16 protein-coding genes and 1 pseudogene are annotated in these 20,425 nt (G+C 74.9%); 8 read left to right on the top strand and 9 right to left on the bottom strand.

The annotated features are described in order from the left end of the window. The first annotated feature begins 99 nt into the window (after window positions 1-99). On the top strand, window positions 100-1,329 hold the full coding sequence (locus IF61_RS0108175; RefSeq protein WP_043188213.1) for an MFS transporter: 1,230 nt from the start codon (window positions 100-102) through the stop codon (window positions 1,327-1,329). Between the two features lie 170 nt (window positions 1,330-1,499). On the opposite strand, the gene IF61_RS0108170 is transcribed toward IF61_RS0108175, so the two are convergent. After that, on the bottom strand, window positions 1,500-2,447 hold the full coding sequence (locus IF61_RS0108170) for a serine/threonine dehydratase (protein WP_030365595.1): 948 nt from the start codon (window positions 2,445-2,447) through the stop codon (window positions 1,500-1,502). A 75-nt stretch (window positions 2,448-2,522) separates the two neighbouring features. On the opposite strand from IF61_RS0108170, the gene IF61_RS0108165 reads away from it, so the two are divergent. Continuing rightward, complete coding sequence (locus tag IF61_RS0108165; protein WP_030365594.1) at window positions 2,523-3,158, top strand: TetR/AcrR family transcriptional regulator; 636 nt, start codon at window positions 2,523-2,525, stop codon at window positions 3,156-3,158. An 82-nt stretch (window positions 3,159-3,240) separates the two neighbouring features. Then, on the top strand, window positions 3,241-3,690 hold the full coding sequence (locus IF61_RS0108160; RefSeq protein WP_107043012.1) for a winged helix-turn-helix transcriptional regulator: 450 nt from the start codon (window positions 3,241-3,243) through the stop codon (window positions 3,688-3,690). Window positions 3,691-3,708: 18 nt separating this feature from the next. Here IF61_RS0108160 and IF61_RS0108155 read toward each other — a convergent pair. Then, window positions 3,709-4,323 (bottom strand): annotated as a pseudogene (locus IF61_RS0108155) (SDR family oxidoreductase); the annotation flags it as partial. Window positions 4,324-4,792: 469 nt separating this feature from the next. On the opposite strand from IF61_RS0108155, the gene IF61_RS0108150 reads away from it, so the two are divergent. Both IF61_RS0108150 and IF61_RS0108145 read left to right on the top strand, forming a co-directional pair. Further along, window positions 4,793-6,484, top strand: a complete 1,692-nt coding sequence (locus IF61_RS0108150) for a carbamoyltransferase C-terminal domain-containing protein (RefSeq protein ID WP_030365591.1) — start codon at window positions 4,793-4,795, stop codon at window positions 6,482-6,484. Then, entirely contained in the window at window positions 6,481-7,551 is a 1,071-nt protein-coding gene (locus IF61_RS0108145; RefSeq protein WP_030365590.1) for a glycosyltransferase family 2 protein, read from the top strand. Before IF61_RS0108150 ends, IF61_RS0108145 begins: the two co-directional genes overlap by 4 nt. Before the next feature lie 20 nt (window positions 7,552-7,571). Here the strand turns inward: IF61_RS0108145 and IF61_RS0108140 are convergent, their stop codons facing one another. Further along, window positions 7,572-8,477, bottom strand: coding sequence for a galactosyltransferase-related protein (locus IF61_RS0108140; protein WP_030365589.1), 906 nt, complete (start codon window positions 8,475-8,477; stop codon window positions 7,572-7,574). Window positions 8,478-8,784: 307 nt separating this feature from the next. Here IF61_RS0108140 and IF61_RS33255 point away from each other — a divergent pair, with 307 nt between their 5' ends. Genes IF61_RS33255 through IF61_RS0108125 form a run of 3 tightly spaced genes read left to right on the top strand, consistent with a single transcriptional unit; the run spans window position 8,785 to window position 12,011 of the window. Beyond that, a complete protein-coding gene (locus IF61_RS33255) occupies window positions 8,785-10,833 on the top strand; it encodes a glycosyltransferase (RefSeq protein WP_030365588.1) in 2,049 nt (682 codons plus the stop codon). Continuing rightward, window positions 10,821-11,801: a glycosyltransferase family 2 protein gene (locus tag IF61_RS0108130; RefSeq protein ID WP_030365587.1), complete on the top strand. Its 981-nt coding sequence runs from the start codon at window positions 10,821-10,823 to the stop codon at window positions 11,799-11,801. Before IF61_RS33255 ends, IF61_RS0108130 begins: the two co-directional genes overlap by 13 nt. A 21-nt stretch (window positions 11,802-11,822) precedes the next feature. After that, window positions 11,823-12,011 (top strand): hypothetical protein, encoded by a 189-nt coding sequence (locus IF61_RS0108125; RefSeq protein ID WP_030365586.1) that lies wholly within the window; start codon window positions 11,823-11,825, stop codon window positions 12,009-12,011. A gap of 14 nt (window positions 12,012-12,025) precedes the next feature. Here the strand turns inward: IF61_RS0108125 and IF61_RS0108120 are convergent, their stop codons facing one another. From IF61_RS0108120 to IF61_RS0108095, 6 genes are all read right to left on the bottom strand, one after another. After that, a complete protein-coding gene (locus IF61_RS0108120; protein ID WP_052392504.1) occupies window positions 12,026-13,555 on the bottom strand; it encodes a hydrogenase large subunit in 1,530 nt (509 codons plus the stop codon). 2 nt (window positions 13,556-13,557) lie between these two features. After that, entirely contained in the window at window positions 13,558-15,681 is a 2,124-nt protein-coding gene (locus tag IF61_RS0108115) for a proton-conducting transporter transmembrane domain-containing protein (protein WP_245684442.1), read from the bottom strand. Then, window positions 15,681-16,379: a hypothetical protein gene (locus tag IF61_RS0108110; protein WP_030365583.1), complete on the bottom strand. Its 699-nt coding sequence runs from the start codon at window positions 16,377-16,379 to the stop codon at window positions 15,681-15,683. The genes IF61_RS0108115 and IF61_RS0108110 overlap by 1 nt, the downstream gene beginning before the upstream one ends. A gap of 11 nt (window positions 16,380-16,390) precedes the next feature. After that, window positions 16,391-17,356, bottom strand: coding sequence for a respiratory chain complex I subunit 1 family protein (locus IF61_RS0108105; protein ID WP_245684441.1), 966 nt, complete (start codon window positions 17,354-17,356; stop codon window positions 16,391-16,393). A 25-nt stretch (window positions 17,357-17,381) separates the two neighbouring features. Beyond that, a complete protein-coding gene (locus IF61_RS0108100) occupies window positions 17,382-19,415 on the bottom strand; it encodes a proton-conducting transporter transmembrane domain-containing protein (RefSeq protein ID WP_030365581.1) in 2,034 nt (677 codons plus the stop codon). A gap of 118 nt (window positions 19,416-19,533) precedes the next feature. Next, window positions 19,534-20,016, bottom strand: coding sequence for an NADH-quinone oxidoreductase subunit B family protein (locus IF61_RS0108095; protein WP_030365580.1), 483 nt, complete (start codon window positions 20,014-20,016; stop codon window positions 19,534-19,536). Between the last annotated feature and the right edge of the window lie 409 nt (window positions 20,017-20,425).

The following is a 20,425-nucleotide window of genomic DNA, read 5'->3' as shown; positions in this document are numbered from 1 at the left end:
ACGGCTCTGTTCTTCAGTGCATCGGACACTGAAAGAGTGAATCCTCCGTCCGAACGGCCGTCACCGCCGTTGCCGCCGCCTCCCGTTCCGTCCGAGCCCGTGGCCGCTCCTCCCCCGCTGCGCGACCGCAACTTCGTCCTGCTCTCCTGGGCCCGGGCGGTCTCCGTCCTGGGCAACGGCTTCGCGCGCGTGGCCCTGGCCTTCGCGGTCCTGGCCCTCCCGGGGGCCACGCCGGGCCGGTTGTCGCTGGTGCTGGCCTGCCAGGTGCTCCCGCAGGTGCTGTTCGTGCTCGTGGGCGGGGTGATAGCGGACCGAATACCGCGCATACGGCTCATGGTCGCGGCGGAGCTGGCCGGCGCGGCGGCCTACGGGGGCCTCGCCGTCATGAGCCTGACGGGGCACGCGCCGCTCGCCGCGCTGGCCGTGCTCGCCGCGGCGGCCGGAACGGCCACGGCCCTCTTCGCGCCGGCGATGACCGCCGTGATCCCGGAGATCGTCGCACGCGAACGGCTCACGGAGGCGAACGCCGCCCTGCGGATCGGCATGAACGTCGCCATGGTGCTGGGGCTCTCCTTGTCCGGCGTGGTCGTCGCCGGGGTCGGCGCGGGCTGGGCGCTGGCCCTCGACGCCCTCACCTTCCTGGCGAGCGCCGGACTGATCGCGGGCATCCGGCCGGCCCGCGCGCACCGCCGCCGCGGCGGCCCGGGCCTGCGCGACCTGCGCGACGGCTGGCGGGAGTTCGCCTCCCGCCAGTGGCTGTGGGCGGTGGTCCTGCAGTACGCCTTCGTCGTCGCGGCACAGAGCGCGGCGGTGGGCGTGCTCGGGCCCCTGGCGAGCGAGGAGAGCCCCGGCGGGGTGCGGGAGTGGTCCTACGTCGTCGCCGCGCAGGCGCTGGGGACGATCGCGGGCGCGGGGATCGCGGCGCGGCTCCGACCGCGGCGCCCCATCCTCGTCGCGGTGCTGGCCACCTTCCCGGCCGCGCTGCCGATGGTGCTGCTGGGGATGCACGCGCCGGTCTGGCCGACCGCGGCGGCGGCGTTCGCCGCCGGGGTCGCGGGGGACGTCTTCGGGGTGCTGTGGGCGACGGCGCTGCAGCGTGACGTGCCGGCCGAAGCCCTCTCCCGGGTCAGCTCCTACGACTGGTTCGGCTCGCTGGCCTGCGCCCCGCTCGGCATGCTGGCGGCCGGCCCGCTCGCCGCGGCGGCCGGGCCCCGCACCGGCCTGCTGTGCTGTGCCGGCGTCGTGGTCGCCGCGACGGCGGCCGTGCTGCTGTCGCCCCAGGTGCGCCGGGGCCGTGCCGGCGCTTCCGGGGCCCCTGGGCCGAGGTAGACCCGGCACCGCCGAAAACGCTGACAGTGGTTGCTCACCACAGCGGCGGAACATAGGGGCGCGGTTCATACGGGGAGGCACTGCTTCATCCTCCCGCCGCAACGGCGAGCGACCACGACGGCGCTGTCCGGCGGTGCCGGACCGGCCGCGTCGGAGCGCAGAGACCCGGCCTAGGCGCGTCGGACCAGGTCCGACGGGTCCGTGTTGGCGCCGCAGAGGACGACGGCGACCGTCTCGTCCTCCGCGGGCGCGTACGGGCCTCCCGGCGTGAGCGCGGCGAGCGCCGTGGCTCCGGCGGGCTCGACCGCGATGCGGCGCTCGTCCCACAGGGCCTGCCGCGCGGCGGTGACGGCCTCGTCCGGTACGAGGAGGGAGGTGACGTCCGCGTGGCGGGCCGCGGCCAGGGCCGTCTCGGAGACGCGGCGGGCTCCGAGGGCGTCCGCCGCGACCGAGTCGACGGTGACGTCGACGACGTGCCCGGCCTCCAGGGCTGCGTGCAGGGCCCGGCTGCCGACGGGCTCGACGGCGACGGTCCGTATGCCGTGGTGCCGGGCGGCGGCCGCGACGCCCGCGAAGAGCCCGCCGCCGCCGACCGCGACGACGACGGTGTCCAGGCCGGGGACGCCGGCGCGGATCTCGTCGAGGAGGGTGCCCGCGCCCGCGGCGATCAGCGGGTGGTCGTAGGCGTGGCTCGCGAGGGCGCCGGTGGTGCGCGCGAACTCCTCGCAGGCGGCGAGCGCCTCGGCGTACTCCGTGCCGGCGAGCCGGACGTCGGCGCCGTAGCCGCGCAGCCGGTCGACCTTCACCTGCGGGGCGTTCCCGGGCAGGAAGACGGTCGCGGGCAGGCCCTGCTGCCGGGAGGCCCAGGCGCAGGCCAGTCCGGCGTTGCCGCCGGAGGCGATGGTGACGCCGGCCGGGGGCAGGGTGCCGGCCTCGCGGTGGGCGGCCAGGAAGTTCCAGGCGCCGCGCGCCTTGAAGGAACCGGTGTGCTGCATGAACTCCAGGGCCAGCCACGCGCGGCCGGGGCCGGGGCCGGCGGAGGTGACGGCGACCGGGCGGGTGCGGCCGGCGATGCGGGCGGCGGCCTTTTCGACGTCGCCGTAGGTGAGGTCGTGCACGGGTTCTCTCCTCGGAGCACGGGCGGCCGGCAGGTGCGGCAACCGGGTGATACACCGTACGATACGGTGTTACACATGCCGCGGCAATCTCCCTCCCTCGCCCGGGCGACCCCGGACCTCATCGCCCGCACCGCCCTCGCGATCATCGACGAAGAGGGCCCCTCCGCCCTGAGCTTCCGCTCCCTCGCCGAGCGGCTGGGCGTGTCCCACGCGACGATCCACCGCCGCTGCACGGACCTGGGCGGCCTGATCGACCTCTGTACGGACCACCTCGCCGCCGGGCTGCCCGAGATCCCGCCGGGCACCGGCTGGGCCGAGGCCACGGAGCGGCGCTTCCGGGCGCTGTACGAGCTGCTCACCGCGCACCCCGGGCTGGTCGCCCTGCGCGGCTCGCGCCCCTGGCTCAGCCCCCAGTTGCTGGCCCGCCTGGTCGAGCCCGCGCTCGCCGACAGCATCGCCGCGGGGATGACGCCGGAGCAGGCGTTCCGCACCTACCGGCGGATGTACCTGCTCACGCTCGGCAGCGCCACCTTCGTCGACCACCGCGAGCCCGCGCTCACCGTCAGGAACACCCGTACCGCGCTGGCCGCGCTCGACCCCGCGGAGTTCCCCGTCCTGACGGGCGGCATGGACGTCATCCTGCCCGGCATGACGGACCATGAGGTCTACTACGGCGCGCTGCGGCAGCTGATCGAGGCGGCGCACCCGTGAGACCCGTGGGCCGGCTGATGAAACGGATGCGCCCCACCGGAAGGGTTGGGGAAGCAAATCCAGCTGTTCTACGATGGGGAACATGACGAAGCCGCGCCCCTGTTCGATCGCCGACGCGCTCGGCGTGGTCGGCGAGAAGTACTCCCTGCTGGTGCTGCGTGAGGTCTTCTTCGGAGTCCGGCGCTTCGACGCGATCGCCCGCAACACCGGGGCCCCGCGCGACATCCTGGCCTCCCGGCTGCGCCGACTGGTGGAAGCGGGGGTGCTGGAAAAGGTTCCCTACAGCGAACGACCGGCGCGCTTCGAGTACTGCCCCACCGCTGCCGGGCACGATCTGCGGCCCGTCCTCATCATGCTGATGAGCTGGGGCGACCGGCATCTGGCGGACGTGCCGCCGACAGTGTTCGAGCACTCCTGCGGTGCCGACCTCGACCCGGCCGTCGTCTGCCGCTGCTGCGGCGAGGAGGTCGACGGCTCGGCGATCACCGCGCGCTTCCAGGTGCCGGGGTGGAGCGTGGAGGGCGCGGCCTGACGAGCCCCCAGGGCCCGCTCACCAGTCGGCGACGCGGTAGTCCTTGAGGTGGACGCCCGACACCGGGTCCCCCGCCTCGCCGCGCACGATCGGGTCGTAGACCCGGGCCGCGCCGTCCACGATGTCCAGCGGGGTGCGAAAGCCGTGCGCGGCCATCCACTCCTTCTTCGGTGCCGGATTCTCGTCGGTGATCCAGCCGGTGTCGACGCTGCACATGTGGACGCCGCGGGCGGCGAGTTCGTGGCCGCTGGTGCGGGTGAGCATATTGAGCGCGGCCTTGGCCATGTTGGTGTGCGGGTGCCCCGCGGACTTGTTGCGCACGGCGAAGCGGCCCTCGACCGCCGTCACGTTGACCACGTAGCGGCGCGGGTGCGGCGAGGCCAGCAGGAGCGGCAGCAGCCGGTCGCACAGGAGCGCGGGGGCGAGCGCGTTGACCAGCTGCGTCTCCAGCAGCTCCGCCGGGTCCAGCTCCCCGATGCGCACGGACCAGGAGTTGGCCGCGGAGCGGTCGGGCACCAGCCCGGCCTCGTCCACCTCCGCGGCGGCCGGCAGGACGAGCCCGAGCGCCGCCGACGCGCCCGCGCCGGCCCCGGTCCCCTCCAGTGCATACGGCGTCCGGAAGCCGGGGGCCTCCCACACCTCCGCTCTCGTGACGGCGCGCTTGCCGCTGCGCTACGTACGGGCATTGGCCCGCACACTACCCACCGTCACTCGCGGCGGCAAACGGTTTCGGCGGCCCCAGGGGTCATTTTTGCGCCACCAGGGCGCGGCACGACGAAGAGCCGGAAAACCCCGTGAAACAGCGGGACCAGCTTTTCGGAAACCCGCCCGACCCTTCCGCAGAAACGATACGCGGGCAGCCGAAAACCATCGCGCAGAATTGCGGCCGGAATTCCGCTGCAGCACACCGCCGGCGAATCGTTTCCCTGCTCGTCGTTCGCTCTCCGGAGCCATCCGAAAGGCCGTCTCCAGCGCATTCCGCAACCCCACCGAACCGGCCGAACAAAGACGAGATAAGGACATTCGTCAATCAGGTGCGCGGCCGCGCGGCCGCACCGCGTCACTCTGATGCGGCAGGTCATTTCCCCCACAGGAGGTGCGGATGATCGTCCTCGGTCTCATCGGCCGCCCCGACGTCCCCGGCTGTCACGACGGCGCAGCCTGTCTCGCGATCGACGGCAAGGTGGTCGGCGCGCTGGAGCAGGAACGCGTCAGCCGCCGGCGGCACGCCCCCGGGGAGGGCCCGGAGGATGCCGTGCGGGTGCTGCTGGACGCCTTCGGCGTGCATCCCCGGGACATCCAGGCGATCGGGTACGCGTGGGCGGACGCTCCTCCCGGCACGCCCGTCACCGAAGTAGCCGGCATCCCCTGCGGGGTGCACGTCACCGACGCCCTCACCGCGACGATCCTGCCGAACCTCGCGTCCCGACTGGGCACGCGTGACATCAGCTTCTTCGACCACCACCTGTGCCATGCCGCGGGCGCCTACTTCCTCAACCCGTACGACACGGCGGACATCCTGGTCGCCGACGGCTGGGGCGGCGACGGATCGACGTCGCTGTTCCACGTGGACCACGGCCGGTTCCGGCTCCTGGAGCGCTACGACAAGAGCTGGTCGCTCGGCGTGTTCTACGGAGCGGCGGCGGCGTACGCGAAGCTCGGCTGGTGGGGCGCCGGCAAGCTGATGGGGCTGAGCTCCTACGGGCGCACCAGCGACATGCGGTTCGTCTCTTTCGACGCCTCGACCGGCGGCTTCTCCCTCGACCGGCGGCTGCGGGGCGACCTGGCCACCGGTCTGAGCTGGGAGAAGCTGGGCAAGCAGTGGGTCACCGCCTTCGCGGAGAACGTGTTCCCGTACACGGATTCCTCGGCCAACGCCTTCGACTACGCGCCGTTCGCCGCCGACGCCCAGCTGACCGTGGAGGAGGCCGGGCTCGCCCTGGCCGCCCGGGCCCGCAGGCTGTCCGGCGAGGACACCCTGCTGCTGTCGGGCGGGGTCGCGCTCAACGCGCACATGAACCGCAGGATCGCGCTGGAGAGCGGCTATGCCCGGGTCTCCGGCACGGTCGCGCCCAACGACGGCGGCACGGTCTTCGGCGCCGCCCTGCTCGCGGAGGCCCTGTCCGGCAACCTTCCCGCGCCGTTGCCTGCCGAGGCGGGCCCGCCCGTCTTCTTCGGACCGCCGGTGACCATCGGGGCGGTCGAGAAGGCGCTGGAGCGCGTCGGCTGCACCGGTGTCGCCGTGGAGCACGACCGGCTGCTCGCCGAGACCGCGGCCGCGATCGCCCAGGGCGAGGTGGTCGCCTGGTTCGACGGGCCGAGCGAGTTCGGACCGCGCGCCCTGGGGGCCCGCAGCCTGCTCGCCTCGCCCCGGCACCGCACGACGCTGGACCGCCTCAACCGGGTCAAGGGCCGTGAGGCATGGCGGCCGGCCGCGCTCTCGCTCACCGCCGGGGGCTTCGCCGCGCTGGACATGGAGCCCGCGGTCCGGGGGCTGAGCGACTACATGCTCAACATGCACTTGGTGGGCCGCGAGCGCATCGAACGTGCCCCCGCGGGGGTCCATGTGGACCGTACGACACGGGCGCAGCTGGTCCCCTCGTCGGACACCGGGTTCGGGGCGCTGCTCGCCGCGGTCGGCGAGGAGACCGGGCTGCCGGGGGTCGTCAACACCTCGCTCAACACCAAGGGGCAGCCGATGGTGCTCACCCCCGGGCAGGGGGTGGACCTCATGGCGTCGAGCCCGGACATCGATCTCCTGGTCATGCCGCCCTACCTGGTCAGGCGGTCATGACAGGGGCCACGGCGGTCACCGCGGCGGACGGGCTGCGCTCGCACGGCAACGACTACTCCGGCGTCGAGCGGTCCTTTCGCGCCCGCACCGGCCTCGCCCTGACCGGCCCCCTCCGCCGGGTGCCCGAAGGAATCTCGGAGCCGGTGTCGGTGATCGTCCCCACCTACAACGGCGCCCGCCCGCTCGCCGGGACGCTGGCCGGGCTGGAGGCCCAGGTCTGGAGGGGCTTCGAGGTGGTGGTCGTCGACGACGGATCGGGTCCACCGGTGCGGCAGGTGGTGCTCGACGCGGGCCTCACCGTGCCGGTGACGATCGTCCGCAACCCCGTCGGCCTGGGCGCGGGCCCGGCCCGCAACATCGGGCTGACCGTGGCCCGCGGCTCCACCGCGGTGTTCCTGGACGACGACATGCGGGTGCCCGCGACCATGACGGCCCTGGCGGCGCTGCGCCAGCAGCACACCGAGGGCTGCCTGTTCACGGGCTTCCGGGAGGACACCGGCCCCGAGGTCTTCTTCGCCCCGGCGGGCTCGCACGCACCGCGCATCGACAGGGACTGGCGGTGGCTCAGCGACCAGGGCGGCGGCCGGTATCTGCAGACCACCGCCGACCGGGACGTGCCGCGCTGCGACCGGGCCTCCTTCGAGCTGGTCCGCGAGAGCCGGCGCTTCAAGGATTTCGGGCACGGCCGGGTCATCGGCTTCTGGGACCTGCCCGGCATGGTCAGCAGTCACAGCCTCTGCGTCAAGCGCGCCGACGTCGTGGCGGCGGGCGGCTTCCCCGAGGAGTACGCCACCCGCTGGGGTGTGGAGGACCTGGCCTTCGGGGCCCTGATGGCGGCCCGCGGCATCTTCGTCGTGCCGGCCCTGGACTGGGTGTCCTTCCATCTGCGGCACGAGGGCCGGCGTACACCGCGGGCCGCCGAGCAGGCCCGCCTCGGGCAGTCCCTGGAGCGCTACCGCAGGATGCTGCAGCGGCCGGCGGCCGGGCGGCGGTTCCCCCGGCACCGGCTGCGGCGCAGCACCGCAGCCGGCCGGCCGGGGGTCGAGGCTTACGAGCTGGTCCCGTGAGGGCGGCGGGCGTCGCCGGCTCAGACGCGGGCCGCCCGCGCGCCGGTGAGATCCTCCTCGATCATCGCGGCCGCTCCCTCGGCCACCCGCCGCGCGTACAGGGTGCTGTTGGCCTCCCGCTCGGGCGTGCCGCTGTAGGGGTAGGGGTGCTCGAAGTGCAGGCAGCCGATGCCGCTGCCGGGATCGGCCCAGCCCATGGCCACCGGAGCCCGCGAGGCGACCTTCACGAACAGGTCGTCGTCCTCGCAGCCCCAGCCGTAGTAGCCGCGGCAGTAGCCGCCCACCTCCTCGAACAGCCGGCGTCCGAGCAGCATCGCCCCCCAGTGGAAGGGGGCCCGCCACTCCCGCAGGTCGCCGGGGTGCCTGTCCGTGCCGGGCGGCGGGTACATGACGGGGAGTTCGGTGACCGCACCGCAGTGCTCCATGCGCTGACGGGAGATGACCTCGCCGGGGCACGGGTGCAGCGTCCCGCCGGAGTCCGCGGTCACCATGCAGTACGGCCGGCCGCCGGTGCCCGGCCCGGGGCGCAGGTCGACGACGGCGGCACGCCTCGCGGGCCCGTCGAGCCGGTACATCCAGGGCTGCGCCCAGGCGCCGCCGTGGTCCCGGGCCGCCGCCAGGGCCCGGCTCAGGTAGTCGCGCCCCAGCGGAGCCACGTCGGAGTCGGAGAGGTACAGCATCCTGCCGCGGGCCACCGCCGCCCCGGCGTTGCGCAGCAGTCCCGGCGCGCGCAGCCCGGGCGGGGCGCACAGCAGCCGTGCGCCGCCGGTGTCGCCGAGGTGCATGTCGCCCGCGGTGGCGAGGATCACCTCACAGGGCACGTCCTGGGACAGCCACGCGGCGGCCACCGCGGCGACGCTCGCCCGCCCTGCGTGGTGCCCGTAGAGCGGAATTATCACGCTCACTTCAATGATGTTCCGGGTCATTTCCGGAACGATAGGTCCGGGACCGGTTCCGCAGAACAGGGCCATGGGATTTTCGGCCAGCGCGCGGGCGACGCCGGGGGCCGCCAAGAAATGCCACATCTGTTCCACTGCCGAGGGGGCGGGAATTGCTGACCATCGCTGCGCAGCCGGCTTACGACGGAACGAGCTCCGTCGTAAGGAACCTGACGGTGCTGCATTTACCGGAGGCGGAGAAAGAGGCGGGGAAAAGCGCCGATGCCATGATGATGGGAGCCCCGTGCTGCCGGCAGCGGTGAAAGCGGGAACGGAAGGACGGGCGGGACTGCGGGTGGCCCTGGTGGTCCGCGAGTTCCGGCCGTCGTGGGACCAGACGAGCCGATACGTCCTCAACGCCGGCCGGCAGCTCGTGCGCGGGGGCCATCGCGTCCACCTGGTGGCGGCCGGCGGTGACTTCGCAGCCGCGGAGCGATGCGGCCTGCTGCCCGTCCCGCTGCCCGTGCGGCCCGAAGGGTACGTCTATGCTACGCCCGCGCATGCCCATGCCGACCGGGTGTACGGAGCTCTGCGCGCCCTCGCCGCGGAATCCGGGCTCGACGCGGTGGAGTTCCCGGAGCGCGACGGCGAAGGCCTGACCACCATCCGGGCCAAACGGCTGCTCGGCGAGTTCCGGGACACCGCACTCACCGTCCGGGTGCACGCGCCCGCCGCGCTGACGGCCCCGCTCAGCGGGGAGCAGCCGGGGGACACCGACCGCGCCATGACCGCGTACGCCGAGGAGTACTGCCTGCGCCACGCCGACCTGCTGCTGCTCCCCTCGCAACGGGCCGCCGGATACGCGCGGGCCCTCAACGACAGATGCCGCAGCAGTCCCTACCCGCTCTCCCCCGCCGACCTCGTTCCCCGCCCGCCGGACGGCCCTCGTCCGCCGCGGCGGGTGACGTTCGCCGGGCCGGTCGGGCCCCTGGGCGGGGTCGATGTCTTCCTCACCGCCGCCGCCCGGCTCGCCCGGTCCGACCCGGACCTCACGTTCACGTTGTTCGGCCGCCGGCCCGGGCGCCACGGGCCGGGCCTGCCCGGCGACCGGAACCTCGGCCGGCTCGTCACCGGCCCGTTGCGCGGCCGCGTCACCTTCCTCGACCCCGCCGCGGTTCCCGACCGGGTGCGCCTGTGGCGCAGCAGCCTGCTGTGCGTGGTCCCGGCGCGCTGGGACAACTGCCGCTACGAGGCGCTGGAGGCGATGAGCCAGGGCTGCCCGGTCGTGTGCGCCTCCGGCGGGGGCACGGCGGAGCTGGTCACGGACGGGAGGTCCGGGTTCGTCGCGCCGGCGGGTGACGCGGACGCGCTGGCCCGCCTGCTGGGCCGGCTCACCGGTGCCGGTCCACGGCTCCTGGACGAGGTCGCCCCGCGCGCGTCCGCCGCTGTCCGGGCCTACGGCGACCCGGTGACCGCCGGGCGGCAGCTCGTCGACGCCTACCGCGAGGCACGGCGAAGCCCACGGAGGGAGCCCGTCGCCGGACCGGGGACGGCGGACTCGGCTCTTCCCCCGGACACCTCGGGTGCCCCGGACGCCTGTCCCACCGTCTCCTGTCCCACCGTCTCCGTGGTGATCACCGTCTACAACAAGGGCCGCTGGCTGGCCGAGACCCTCGGCTCGGTCCGGGCGCAGACCCACCCCCGGGTCGAGATCGTCGTGGTCAACGACGGCTCCACCGACCCCGCGACCCGCGCCGCCTTCGACGCGCTGACCGGTGTCGTCAAGGTCGACAAACCCAATGGGGGTCCCGGGTCGGCGTATAACGCGGGCATCGCCGCGGCCGGCGGGGAGTTCGTCCTTCCCCTCGACGGGGACGACCTGCTGGACCACGACTGCCTGGCGACCGCCATGGCAGCGCTCCGGCGCGCACCCGAGCTGGCTCACGTCACCTGCTACGTACGGCACTTCGGCCTGGTGAACGCCATGGACGCGCCCCTGGGCACGGTGCCCGTCCTGATGTCCTTCCTCAACACCGGCGGCAAACGCACCCGCCTCCTGCGCCGCTCGGCCCTGGCCGCGGTCGGCGGCTACGACGAGCGGCTGCCGACGCTCGACGACGTGGAACTGCTGATACGGCTGGAGCGGGCCGGACAGGAGGGCGACGTCATTCCCCGGGCCCTCTTCTCCTACCGGCGGCACGCCGCATCGCTCACCTTCGCCTCCCCCGGCGAGCTGTTCGTGGACGAGCAGCAGTACATCCTCGGCAAGCACGCCGACCTGCTGGCGGCCCAGGCGCCGGCGGCCTGGCACCACCTGCTGCACCTGTGGAAGAACCGCGTCGAGATCAGCCAGTCGGCGCGGTGGCGCCGCACCCGGCAGGAGGGGTCCTCATGCCCGAAGTGACCGTGGTCATGCCGCTCTACGGGGACCACCAGGGCCGGGCCGGCCTGGCCGGCGTCGCCGCGGCCTGGCTGGCGCAGGACGTGCCCTGCGAAGTGGTGGTGGCGACCGCCGGCGACCTGGACGTGGACCTCCCGGGAGGGCGGGTGATCCGCGCGGACCCGGAGATCCGCTCGGCGGGCGTGCTGCGCAACATCGCCGCCGCGGCCGCCCGCTCTCCCCTCCTGTGCCTGACGGACACCGATGTCCTCCCGCTCGGCCGGGACTACCTGCGGCGGGCCCTGCGGCTGGCGGACGGCGCCGCGCTCGCGCAGCCCTGGATGTACCGGCTGCCCGGTGGCGCCCCGGCCCTGGCCCGCACCGGCGTGCCGGAGCCCGTCGGCATCCGCGTCGCGGCGCCGGCCGGGCGGGTCTGCTACGTCACGGGGGCCCCCGGCCCGGTCCTCGTCCCCCACACCGGTGAACGGCTGGAACGGGACATGCTGGGCGCGGGCTCCCTGCGGATGTCCACCCCGATGGTCTGGCCGCCGCCGGCCGCGTACGTGTTCGGGCTCCCGGAGCACATGCAGCGCCAGCCGCCCTTCCACTGGGGCCAGCTCCTCCTGCCGGCGGAGTGGTTCGCGCAGGTCGGCGGGTACTGCACGGCCTACACGGGCTGGGGCTGCGAGGACGACGACCTGCTGGTGAAGGTGGCTTCGCGCGCCCCGCTGATCCGCGGCTGGCACACCGAGGCCTCCCTCGCCTGCCTGCACCTGGAGCATCCGCGCCATTACGTCGCCGGGCCGGACTGGAGGGCCAACAGGGCGCGTTTGCGGGAACGGATGGCGGCGGGACCGGAAGCGATGATCGAGGAGGACCTGCGCTCCGGGCCCGGTGCCGGACTCGGTGGGTATCAGGGCCGCAGGTCGGCACGGACGACCGCGGAACCAGGAGCCGGTTCGCGGGGCGCCACCGGGCCGGATCGGCTCTAGAATTCAAGGAATCGCCTGTTCATGCCCATCGTGCTGGGGGCCGTCGTGAGCGAATTCGCCGAGGCCGTGCGACGGCGCGTGCGAGAGGCGCGGGAGGCCCTTGCGGAGGCCGAGACCGACGGGGACGCCTACGGAGCCGCCGTCGCGGCCGACGAGCTCGACGACGTGCTGCGCCTCGCCCGCCTGCACAATGTCGACCCCGACGTGTGAGGGCCGCGTAGGCGTCAGAGGTCGTTGCCCGCGTACGACAGGTTGAAGCTCTTGTTGGCCAGGGGGAAGTCGGGGACGATCGTGTCCGCCAGTGCCACGGGCAGGGCGGGCCAGTTGAAGAAGGACGGGTCGACGGTCTTGACCCGGGTGAGCGTCTCGCCCGCGCCGAGCTCGACCCGCGTGGTGATCGTGCCGCGCCAGCCCTCCACGATGCCGACGCCGGCGCGGCGGGTGCCGCGGGCGAACAGCGGCGGCCAGGCGAGCGAGGTCCCCGTGGTCCGGCCCGCCTCCATCCCGGCCGCGAGCCGCTCGGCGGTCGCCAGCGAGGCCTCGGCCTCCTCGGCCCGGACGAGGAAGCGGGCCAGGACGTCACCGGTGGTGTGGACGGGGATGGTCAGCGCTCCCCCGTGGTCGTGGAAGGGGTGGCTCGCGCGCGCGTCGGTGGACAGGCCGCTGGCCCGGGCGACGTAGCCGAGGCAGCCCAGGTCGCGGGCCGCGGTCACGTCGAGGCGGGCGGTGCCGGTGAAGCGGTCGCGCACGGTGGTGTGGCCGAGGGCGAGGGTGACGATGTCACGGATCTCCCGGCCCAGCTCCCGGAGCCGGGCCGGTCCGGGCACGGCGCGCAGCACGGAGCCGCCGGGCACGACGCCGCCGCGCAGCAGCCGGTGCCCGGTGACCTCCTGGTTCAGGCGCAGCAGGCGTTCGCGGACGTGCTGGGCGCGGGCGTGCAGGATGCCGTGGCCGACGTCGTTGCAGAGCGCGCCGAGGTCGGCGACGTGGTTGTGGAGGCGTTCGAGTTCGAGGAGGAGGGCGCGGGCGCGGCGGGCGTCGAGGGGGACGTGGGCGCCCGTGGCCTCCTCCACGGCGAGGCAGTAGGCCAGTGCGTGGCCGACGGCGGTGTCGCCGCTGATCCGCTCGGCGAGCGGCAGGCCCTGGTCGGGGGTGCGGCCCTCGAAGAGCTTCTCGATGCCCTTGTGGACGAACCACAGCCGGGCCTTGAGCTTGATGATCGTCTCGCCGACGACGGAGAAGCGGAAGTGGCCGGGTTCGATGATGCCGGCGTGGACGGGGCCGACGGGGATCTCGTAGACGCCCTCCCCCTCGACCTCCAGGAACGGGTAGGGGCCCTCGGGTTCGGCGAAGGGCGGGGGCGGGCCGGCGTCGGGGTGCATCGGGTACCAGCCGCGGGGCCAGTGGAAGTGGCGCACGAGGCGGTGCGGGAGCGGATGGCCCAGCGGCACGATGCCGTGCAGGTCTCGCATCTCGCGCTCGAAGCGGCCGGCGGGGAAGGAGAGGTGGGCGAGGGTGGGGAGTTCGGGGGCCTTCGGATCGAGGCGGACGTGGAGTTCGGTGCGGGTGTCGGGCGGGCCGGCGACGAAGAGGTAGACGACGCGGACGGCCCGGCCGCCGGGTTCGTCGGCGCTGTCGTGGTGGGCGGCGACGAGGGCGAGGCGGTGGCCGCCGACCAGGAGGTCGGCGGCTCTGCCGGGCAGTTCGGCGGGGCCGATGTCGGTGACGGTGCGGTGCGCGGTGGCCGGTTGCATGCTCAGTGGCCTCCGATGATCTCGCCGGCCTCGGACAGCAGCGTGGTGAGGGGCCCGGTGGTGACGCCGAGGGCCGCGCAGGCGGCCAGGCCGGCGACCAGGGGGGCCGCGGCGTCGGCGCCCAGCGGTACGGGCTCCTCCTCGTCGTCCTCGCCCGGCGGCGGCCCCAGGAGCATCCGGGCGGCGCGGGCGGCCAGGGCGGCGAAGGCCGCGAGCATCAGGACGAGGGCGGCGGCCAGGGCCCAGCGGGGGCCGGAGAGGAACCCCGCACGCGCGATGCCCAGTTCGGAGGCGAAGAGGCCGAACGGCGGCAGGCCGAGCAGGGCCACGACGGCCGCGCCGAAGGCGGTGCCGAGGCAGGGCGAGTGGGCGAGCAGTCCGCGGATCCTGCCGATGCGGGTGGTGCCGCACAACCGTGCGATGTGGCCGGAGGCGCAGAACGCCACGGTCTTCGCGAGCCCGTGGCCCGCGATGTGCAGCAGGACGGCGGAGAGGGCGAGCGGGCTGCCCACGGCCGTGCCGAGGGCGATCAGGCTCATGTGCTCCATGCTGGAGTACGCGAGCATGCGCTTGCAGTCACGCTGGGCCAGCAGGAGGGCGGCGGCCAGGGCGAGGGTGAGGACGGCGACGCCCGCGAGCAGGGTGCGGGTGAAGCCCGTGCCGAGGGCCGCGTCCGCGATCACCTTGTAGCGCAGGAGGCCCGCGAAGGCGACGGAGAGCAGGACGCCGGACATCAGGGCCGAGACGGGCGCGGGTGCCTGGCTGTGGGCGTCGGGCAGCCAGGCGTGCAGGGGCGCGAGGCCGGCCTTGGCGCCGAAGCCGAGGACGACGAGGCCGGTGGCCAGCCGGGTGACGGACGGGTCGAGCCGGTCGGCGTGCGCCCTGAGGGCCTGCCAGTCCAGGGCGTCCGCCTCGGGGATGCCGGCCTGGCGGGCCGCGTAGTAGAGGAGGACGGTGCCGAGGAAGGCCAGGGCGATGCCCGCCGAGCAGATCACCACGTATTTCCAGGCGGCTTCGACGGAGGCGCGGGTGCGCCGGTGGCCGACGAGGAAGGCCGTGACGATGGTGGTGGCCTCGATGGCGACCCACAGCACGCCGAGGTTGGCGGCGAGGACCGCGGCGCTCATGGCGGCGAGGAAGGCGTGGACGAGCAGGAGGTAGCGGCGGGCCGCGGGTTCGTCGGTGCGCTCGTGGGCGAGGTGGGCGGGGTTGGCGGCGCAGGCCAGGCAGGCGACCGCGCCGACGGTGAGGAGCATCCAGACGGTCAGCGCGTCGGCGCGCAGCAGCCGCCCGTAGGCGGTGACGGGACCGCTGTCGGGGACGGTGCAGGCGAGGGCGGCCCCGCAGGTGAGGATCGCGAACGGGGAGACGAGCCCGAGCCGGCCGGTGAGCGGGCGGGGCACGGGGCCGCTGCGCGCGGCGCGGAGTGCCCCCCAGGTGCGGGGGGCGCCGCAGGGCCGCGGCACCGCGGAGGGTCCGGCGCCGGGCCGGGCGGATGTGGCGGTTCCGGCATCGGGGCGGACGCCTCCCCCGGCCCGGGTGCCGGGTCCGCCCGGAGGCACGGAAGATCCCCTGCCGGAGCGGGTGATCCCGTCCGGGGCGGTGCCGGCCGGAGCGCCGGACCAGGCGGCCGCGGCGGATCCCGTACCGGCTCCGGAGCCGGGGCCGGAAGGTGCCGGGGATCCGCTGCCGGGGCGGGCGGACGAGCCCGGTCCCCTGCCCGGGCCGGTGGAACCGTCAGGTCCGGTGCCGGGGCCGGACGGCACGGAGCCGCCTCTGCCGGCCCGGGTGGACACGCCCGGACCCTTGGCCGGGCCGCCGGATCCGGCTCCGAGGTCCGAAGGCGCCGCGGGCGCCCCGCCCGGCCAGGCGGACTCGCCCCGGGCCGGGTACGGCGAGCCGTCGGCCGGTGCCGTGCCGTATGCGGCGGGGCCGCGGCCCGGACGGAGGACGAGCGTGGCCACGGGCGCCGCGGCGCCGCGCCGGCGCGGCGTGCGGTGCGCGAGGGCGGCGGCCCCGGCGCGTGCCTTCGCGTCGCGCAGGCCGGACGCGGCGTACGCGGCGGACGTGGCGAGCGGCACCACGATGGGCGCGGTCAGCAGCAGTGCGGTGGTGGCGTGCGTCATCAGTCGCGTAGCTCCCGCAGGTCGTCGATACCGGTGCCGCCGAAGGCGGCCCGCATCCGGGTGGTGAGGATCTGCAGGACGAGAACGGCGAGGAGGACGTCGAAGGACACGCCGAGTTCGACGATCAGGGGGACTCCGGAGGCGGCGAGGAAGGCGGTGACGGTGATGCCGTTGTCCAGCAGCAGGAAGCCGACCACCTGGGCCAGCGCGCGGCGCCGGGTGACCAGGGTGAAGAAGCCGATGAGGACGACGGCGAGCCCGACGGGCAGGGCCCGGGTCGCCGGCGTGGAGTGCAGTTCGACCAGCGGCCGGGACACGGCGTAGGCGAGGAGGGTGAGGAGGGCCGCGCTCAGCAGGGACGCGGCGACGTTGACCAGGGGTCGCGTCTCGCGGCTCTCGCTGACGTCCTCCTCGTAGTGGGGATGGGAGCGGTGCGGCGTGCCGGCGGTCAGGGCGCGCAGCATGAGGCGCGGCAGGGCGCCGGCCCGCAGCAGGCCGATGCCGGCGGCGACGGCGAGCAGGCCGAGGCGGTCCTCGTGCAGGCCGAGGAGGGCGGCGACGGCGGCCAGGGCGACGCCCTGGAGGGCGAACACCTGGACGATCGAGGACAGTTGCCGCAGCCACAGGACGACGACGGCCGCGAGCAGGAACGCGCCGCACGCCAGGTCGAGCAGCTGGGTGTAGACGCTGTCGGTCATGAGTCCCTCACTCACTCTCCCGTGAGGAAGTAGGAGGCGGTCACCGCGAGGAGTGCCAGCAGGAAGGAGCCGGCCAGCAGCTCGGGCACGCGGAAGAGCCGAAGTTTGGCCCAGAACACCTCGGCCGCGGCGAGTGCCGCGCCGAGCAGGGCGACCTTCACCGCGAGCAGGACGAGGGCGAGGACGAGGGCCGCCGGGGAGGCGGTCGTGGCGATGCCCCAGGGGGCGGACAGCGAGGCGAGCAGGCCCAGCAGGACGGTCAGCCGCATCTGGGAGCCGAGTTCGACCAGGGCGAGGTCGGGTCCGGCGTACTCCAGCACCATCGCCTCGTGGACCATCGTCAGTTCCAGGTGGGTGGCCGGGTTGTCCACCGGCAGCCGGCCGGTCTCGGCGAGGACGGCGACGGCCAGGGCCGCGGTGGACAGCAGCCCCGCCGGGGAGGCGAGGCGGACCGGGTCGTGGATGCCGCCGGAGACGATGGCCGACAGGTTCGTCGACCCCGCCGGTATCGACAGGGCGAACACCGCGAGGAGGATCGTCGGTTCGACGAGCGCGGCCACGGTCATCTCGCGGGAGGCCCCCATGCCGCCGAAGGCGGTGCCGGTGTCCAGGCCGGCCAGGGCGAGGGCGACCGTGCCGAGCGCGAGCAGCGCCACGACGAGGATGAGGTCGGCGCCGCCGCTGACGGGCGTGGCGGTCGAGGCCAGCGGGACGAGCGCCGCGACGACGGCCGTGGTGGCGACCAGCACCAGCGGTCCGAGCCGGAAGGCCGGGCCGGTGCCGGCCGGGGTCACGGCCTCCTTGCGCAGCAGTTTGCGCAGGTCGCGCCAGGGCTGGGTGACCCCCGGCCCGACCCGGCCCTCCAGCAGCGCCCGTACCTGCCGCATCAGTCCGGCGAGCAGGGGTGCACCGGCGGCGACCAGGGCGACCTGGAGGGTCACCGCGGCCGTGCCGGTGGCGGTCATGGTGCCGTTCACGGCGTCTCCTCGTGCGCGGTGGCGCTCACCAGCCGACTGCCAGGGCCAGCAGGAGAGCGACGAGACCGAAGAACCCGTAGCCGAGGTAGCGGTGCACGCTGCCGGGGGCCAGCCGGCGGGCGGCCCGGCCGAGGGACTCGACGGCGGCCAGGACGGGCCGGTAGAGGCGGTGCTCGATCCGGTCGGGGACGCTGCGCCGGAAGCGCACGCGCTCCACGAGGTAGGCGGAGTCGCGCACCGGAGTGACGTCGACGCCCTGTTCGGGTTCCAGGACGTCGTCGAAGACGCGTTGCAGGGGCTCCGCGAAGGAGGTCGCCGTGTACGACATGCGGGGCGTGGGGGCGCCGCCGCCGCAGTCCCACAGCCGGGCGTTCGTCCGGCGCCCGCGGCGGGTGGTGAGGCGGATGAGGCCCGACGCGGCGACGACGCCCGCGAGCAGGGCCGCCGTCACCCACAGGGGGGAGAGCGAGGCGGCGACCTGGTCCAGCTTCAGCGCCAGGCCGCCGCCCGCCAGGGGACGGCCGCCGTGGAGCCCGGCCGCGGCGACCGCTCGCGACAGGCTGTTGCCCAGGGTGCCGGGCACGAGCGCGAGGGCCGTGCAGCCGATGGCCAGCAGGCCCATGCCGAGGTGCATCAGCGGCGGGCTCTCCTCCGCGGACGCGGCCCGCGCGCTGCGGGGCCGGGCGAAGAAGCCGACGCCGAGGGCCTTGACGAACACGGCCGCCGCGAGCCCCGCCGACAGGGCGATGACGGCGACCGCGAGCGGCAGCACGATCGCCGTGGACACCCCGGGCACGGTCATGCCGTGGATCAGGGACTGCAGCAGCAGCCACTCGCTGAGGAAGCCGTTGCCCGGCGGGAGGGCCACCGCGGCCAGCGACGACACCGCGAAGAAGCCGGCGGTGGCCGGCATCCGCGCGCGCAGCCCGCCCATGCGGTCGAGGTCGCGCACGCCCGTGGCGCGCACCACGGAGCCGGCCGCGCAGAACAGCAGGGCCTTGAAGACGGCGTGGTTGGTGACGTGCAGCAAGGCCGCGGCCAGGGCGAGGGCCGCGGGGACGGGGTAGCCGGAGGAGGCGAACAGGCCCGCCGCGCCGACGCCGATGAGGACCAGGCCGAGGTTCTCCGACGTCGAGTACGCCAGCAGGCGCTTGATGTCCGACGCCATGGCCGCCTGCAGGATGCCGTAGACGGCGGACAGGGCGCCCGTCGCCAGGACGAGCAGCCAGCCCCAGCGGGGCCCGCCGCCCAGCAGTTCGAAGTTCACGCGGATGATCCCGTACGCGCCCAGGTTCACCATCGCGGCGCTCATCAGCGCCGAGACGTTGCTCGGCGCCTCGGGGTGGGCGCGCGGCAGCCACGGGTGCAGCGGCACCATGCCGGCCTTCGACGCGAACGCCGCCGCGACGAGGACGAAGACCGCGCCGCGCGCGCCCGGGGACATGCCGCTCGCCCCGGCGCGCAGCTGGGCGAAGGTCTCGCCGCCCGCGCCGGCCGCGAACAGGGAGAGGCCCGCCAGCAGGAGGACGAGCCCGAAGTGCGTCATCACCGCGTACCAGACGCCGGCCTCGCGGACGGTGGAGCGCTCGCGCTGGTCCGCCAGGACGAGGACGAGCGACGTCACCGCCATCGCCTCCCACAGCAGCAGGAACGACGACACGGAGGCGGCCGCCGGGACCAGCACCAGCGTCAGCGCGAAGACCGGCAGGGCCGACTGGACGCCGCGCGAGGCGGGGCCGCGCGGGCCGCGCCCCGACGCGTAGCCGATGCCGTACACGGCGACCGCCAGGACCACGGCGCCGGCGACGGCCATGAACAGCCCCGAGAGGGCGTCGACGGCCAGGTGCAGTCCGGCCAGCGGCAGCAGGCCCGGCAGGTGCGCGGACCAGCGGGTGCCGCCCAGGGCCGCGACGCCGCCCGCGACTCCCGCGCCGCCCAGCCCCGCCGTGCACAGGCCCACGGCGACGACCCGGATCCGGCCCGGCAGGAGCATGCCCGCCAGCACCCCCGCGCCGGCGAGGCCCGCGGCCACCACCGTCGCGGACTCGGCCGAGCTCATGCGGCCTGCCCCGCGGGGGTACGGGTACGGGTGCGAGTGCCTATCGAACGGCTCCCGGGCGCCGGTCTTCCGGCCCCCGCCGCCCCCGCCGCCGGCTTCCGGAACGTCCCGTACGGGCTCACCGGCCGGTCACGACGCGCAGCGCCGCCACGATCCGCTCCGGCTCCGGCGGGCAGCCCGGCACCTGCAGGTCGACGGGGACGACGTCGCCGACCGCGCCCTCCACGCCGTGGCCGCCGGCGAACTCCCCGCAGCCGATCGCGCAGTCGCCCACGGCGACCACCAGGCGGGGGCGGGGCATCGCGGCGACGGTGCGGCGCAGCGGCTCGGCCATGTTGCGGGTGACGGCGCCGGTCACGAGGGCCACGTCGGCGTGGCGGGGCGAGGCCACCAGGCGGGCCCCGTAGCGCTCGGCGTCGTACACCGGTCCGAAGGCCGCCGCGATCTCGATCTCGCAGCCGTTGCAGGAGCCGGCGTCGATGCAGCGCACGTGGGCCGAGCCGGCCAGTTCCGCGGCGCCCAGCGGCGGGTCCCCGGCCGGGCGGGGCGGGGCGTCCTCGGCCACCCGGCCGGTCTCACGGATCTTGCGGAGCAGGCTCATGCGGGTTCCCTCACCTCGGCGTCGGTGTCCCTCACGAAGGTGTGGCGGCCGTCTCCCGCCGTCACAGCGCGGATTCGCGCCGAGAGACGGCCGCCGGTCGGAAGGGCCGCGACGGCCCGCGCGGACGGCGGTCGGTAGCCCGGTCTCCGGCGCCGCGCGGATTCCGCCGGCGCGGGGCCCGGGCCCGCCGGCGCTCCGGGTGGGATCGTCGTACGGCCTTCGGCAGCCCCGTTTTGCATGAGGACTGATCTGGCCGGGTCAACGGCTGCGGAGGGAGAGAGTCACGGCCCGGGCCGGCCCGGGCCGCGGACTGTGACGGGGCGGACAACTGGGACGGATGAGTCGAATCCCCTTGTCCCGTACGGGCGGGGGTTCGCGCACCATCCGCACGAACGGCGGCCCGCCCTGA

It is taken from the genome of Streptomyces roseoverticillatus, from assembly GCF_000719265.1.
GTDB classification, from domain to species: Bacteria; Actinomycetota; Actinomycetes; order Streptomycetales; family Streptomycetaceae; genus Streptomyces; species Streptomyces roseoverticillatus.
Note: the sequence above shows the minus strand (reverse complement) of the source record. Positions and strands in the feature narration are given on the sequence as shown.

Coding starts and splice junctions, on each gene's coding strand:
- IF61_RS0108165 (WP_030365594.1), top strand. CDS start 2,523: ATGCCGCGGCAATCTCCCTCCCTCGCCCGGGCGACCCCGGACCTCATC.
- IF61_RS0108160 (WP_107043012.1), top strand. CDS start 3,241: ATGACGAAGCCGCGCCCCTGTTCGATCGCCGACGCGCTCGGCGTGGTC.
- IF61_RS0108150 (WP_030365591.1), top strand. CDS start 4,793: ATGATCGTCCTCGGTCTCATCGGCCGCCCCGACGTCCCCGGCTGTCAC.
- IF61_RS0108145 (WP_030365590.1), top strand. CDS start 6,481: ATGACAGGGGCCACGGCGGTCACCGCGGCGGACGGGCTGCGCTCGCAC.
- IF61_RS0108140 (WP_030365589.1), bottom strand. CDS start 8,477: ATGACCCGGAACATCATTGAAGTGAGCGTGATAATTCCGCTCTACGGG.
- IF61_RS0108130 (WP_030365587.1), top strand. CDS start 10,821: ATGCCCGAAGTGACCGTGGTCATGCCGCTCTACGGGGACCACCAGGGC.
- IF61_RS0108125 (WP_030365586.1), top strand. CDS start 11,823: ATGCCCATCGTGCTGGGGGCCGTCGTGAGCGAATTCGCCGAGGCCGTG.
- IF61_RS0108120 (WP_052392504.1), bottom strand. CDS start 13,555: ATGCAACCGGCCACCGCGCACCGCACCGTCACCGACATCGGCCCCGCC.
- IF61_RS0108115 (WP_245684442.1), bottom strand. CDS start 15,681: ATGACGCACGCCACCACCGCACTGCTGCTGACCGCGCCCATCGTGGTG.
- IF61_RS0108110 (WP_030365583.1), bottom strand. CDS start 16,379: ATGACCGACAGCGTCTACACCCAGCTGCTCGACCTGGCGTGCGGCGCG.
- IF61_RS0108100 (WP_030365581.1), bottom strand. CDS start 19,415: ATGAGCTCGGCCGAGTCCGCGACGGTGGTGGCCGCGGGCCTCGCCGGC.
- IF61_RS0108095 (WP_030365580.1), bottom strand. CDS start 20,016: ATGAGCCTGCTCCGCAAGATCCGTGAGACCGGCCGGGTGGCCGAGGAC.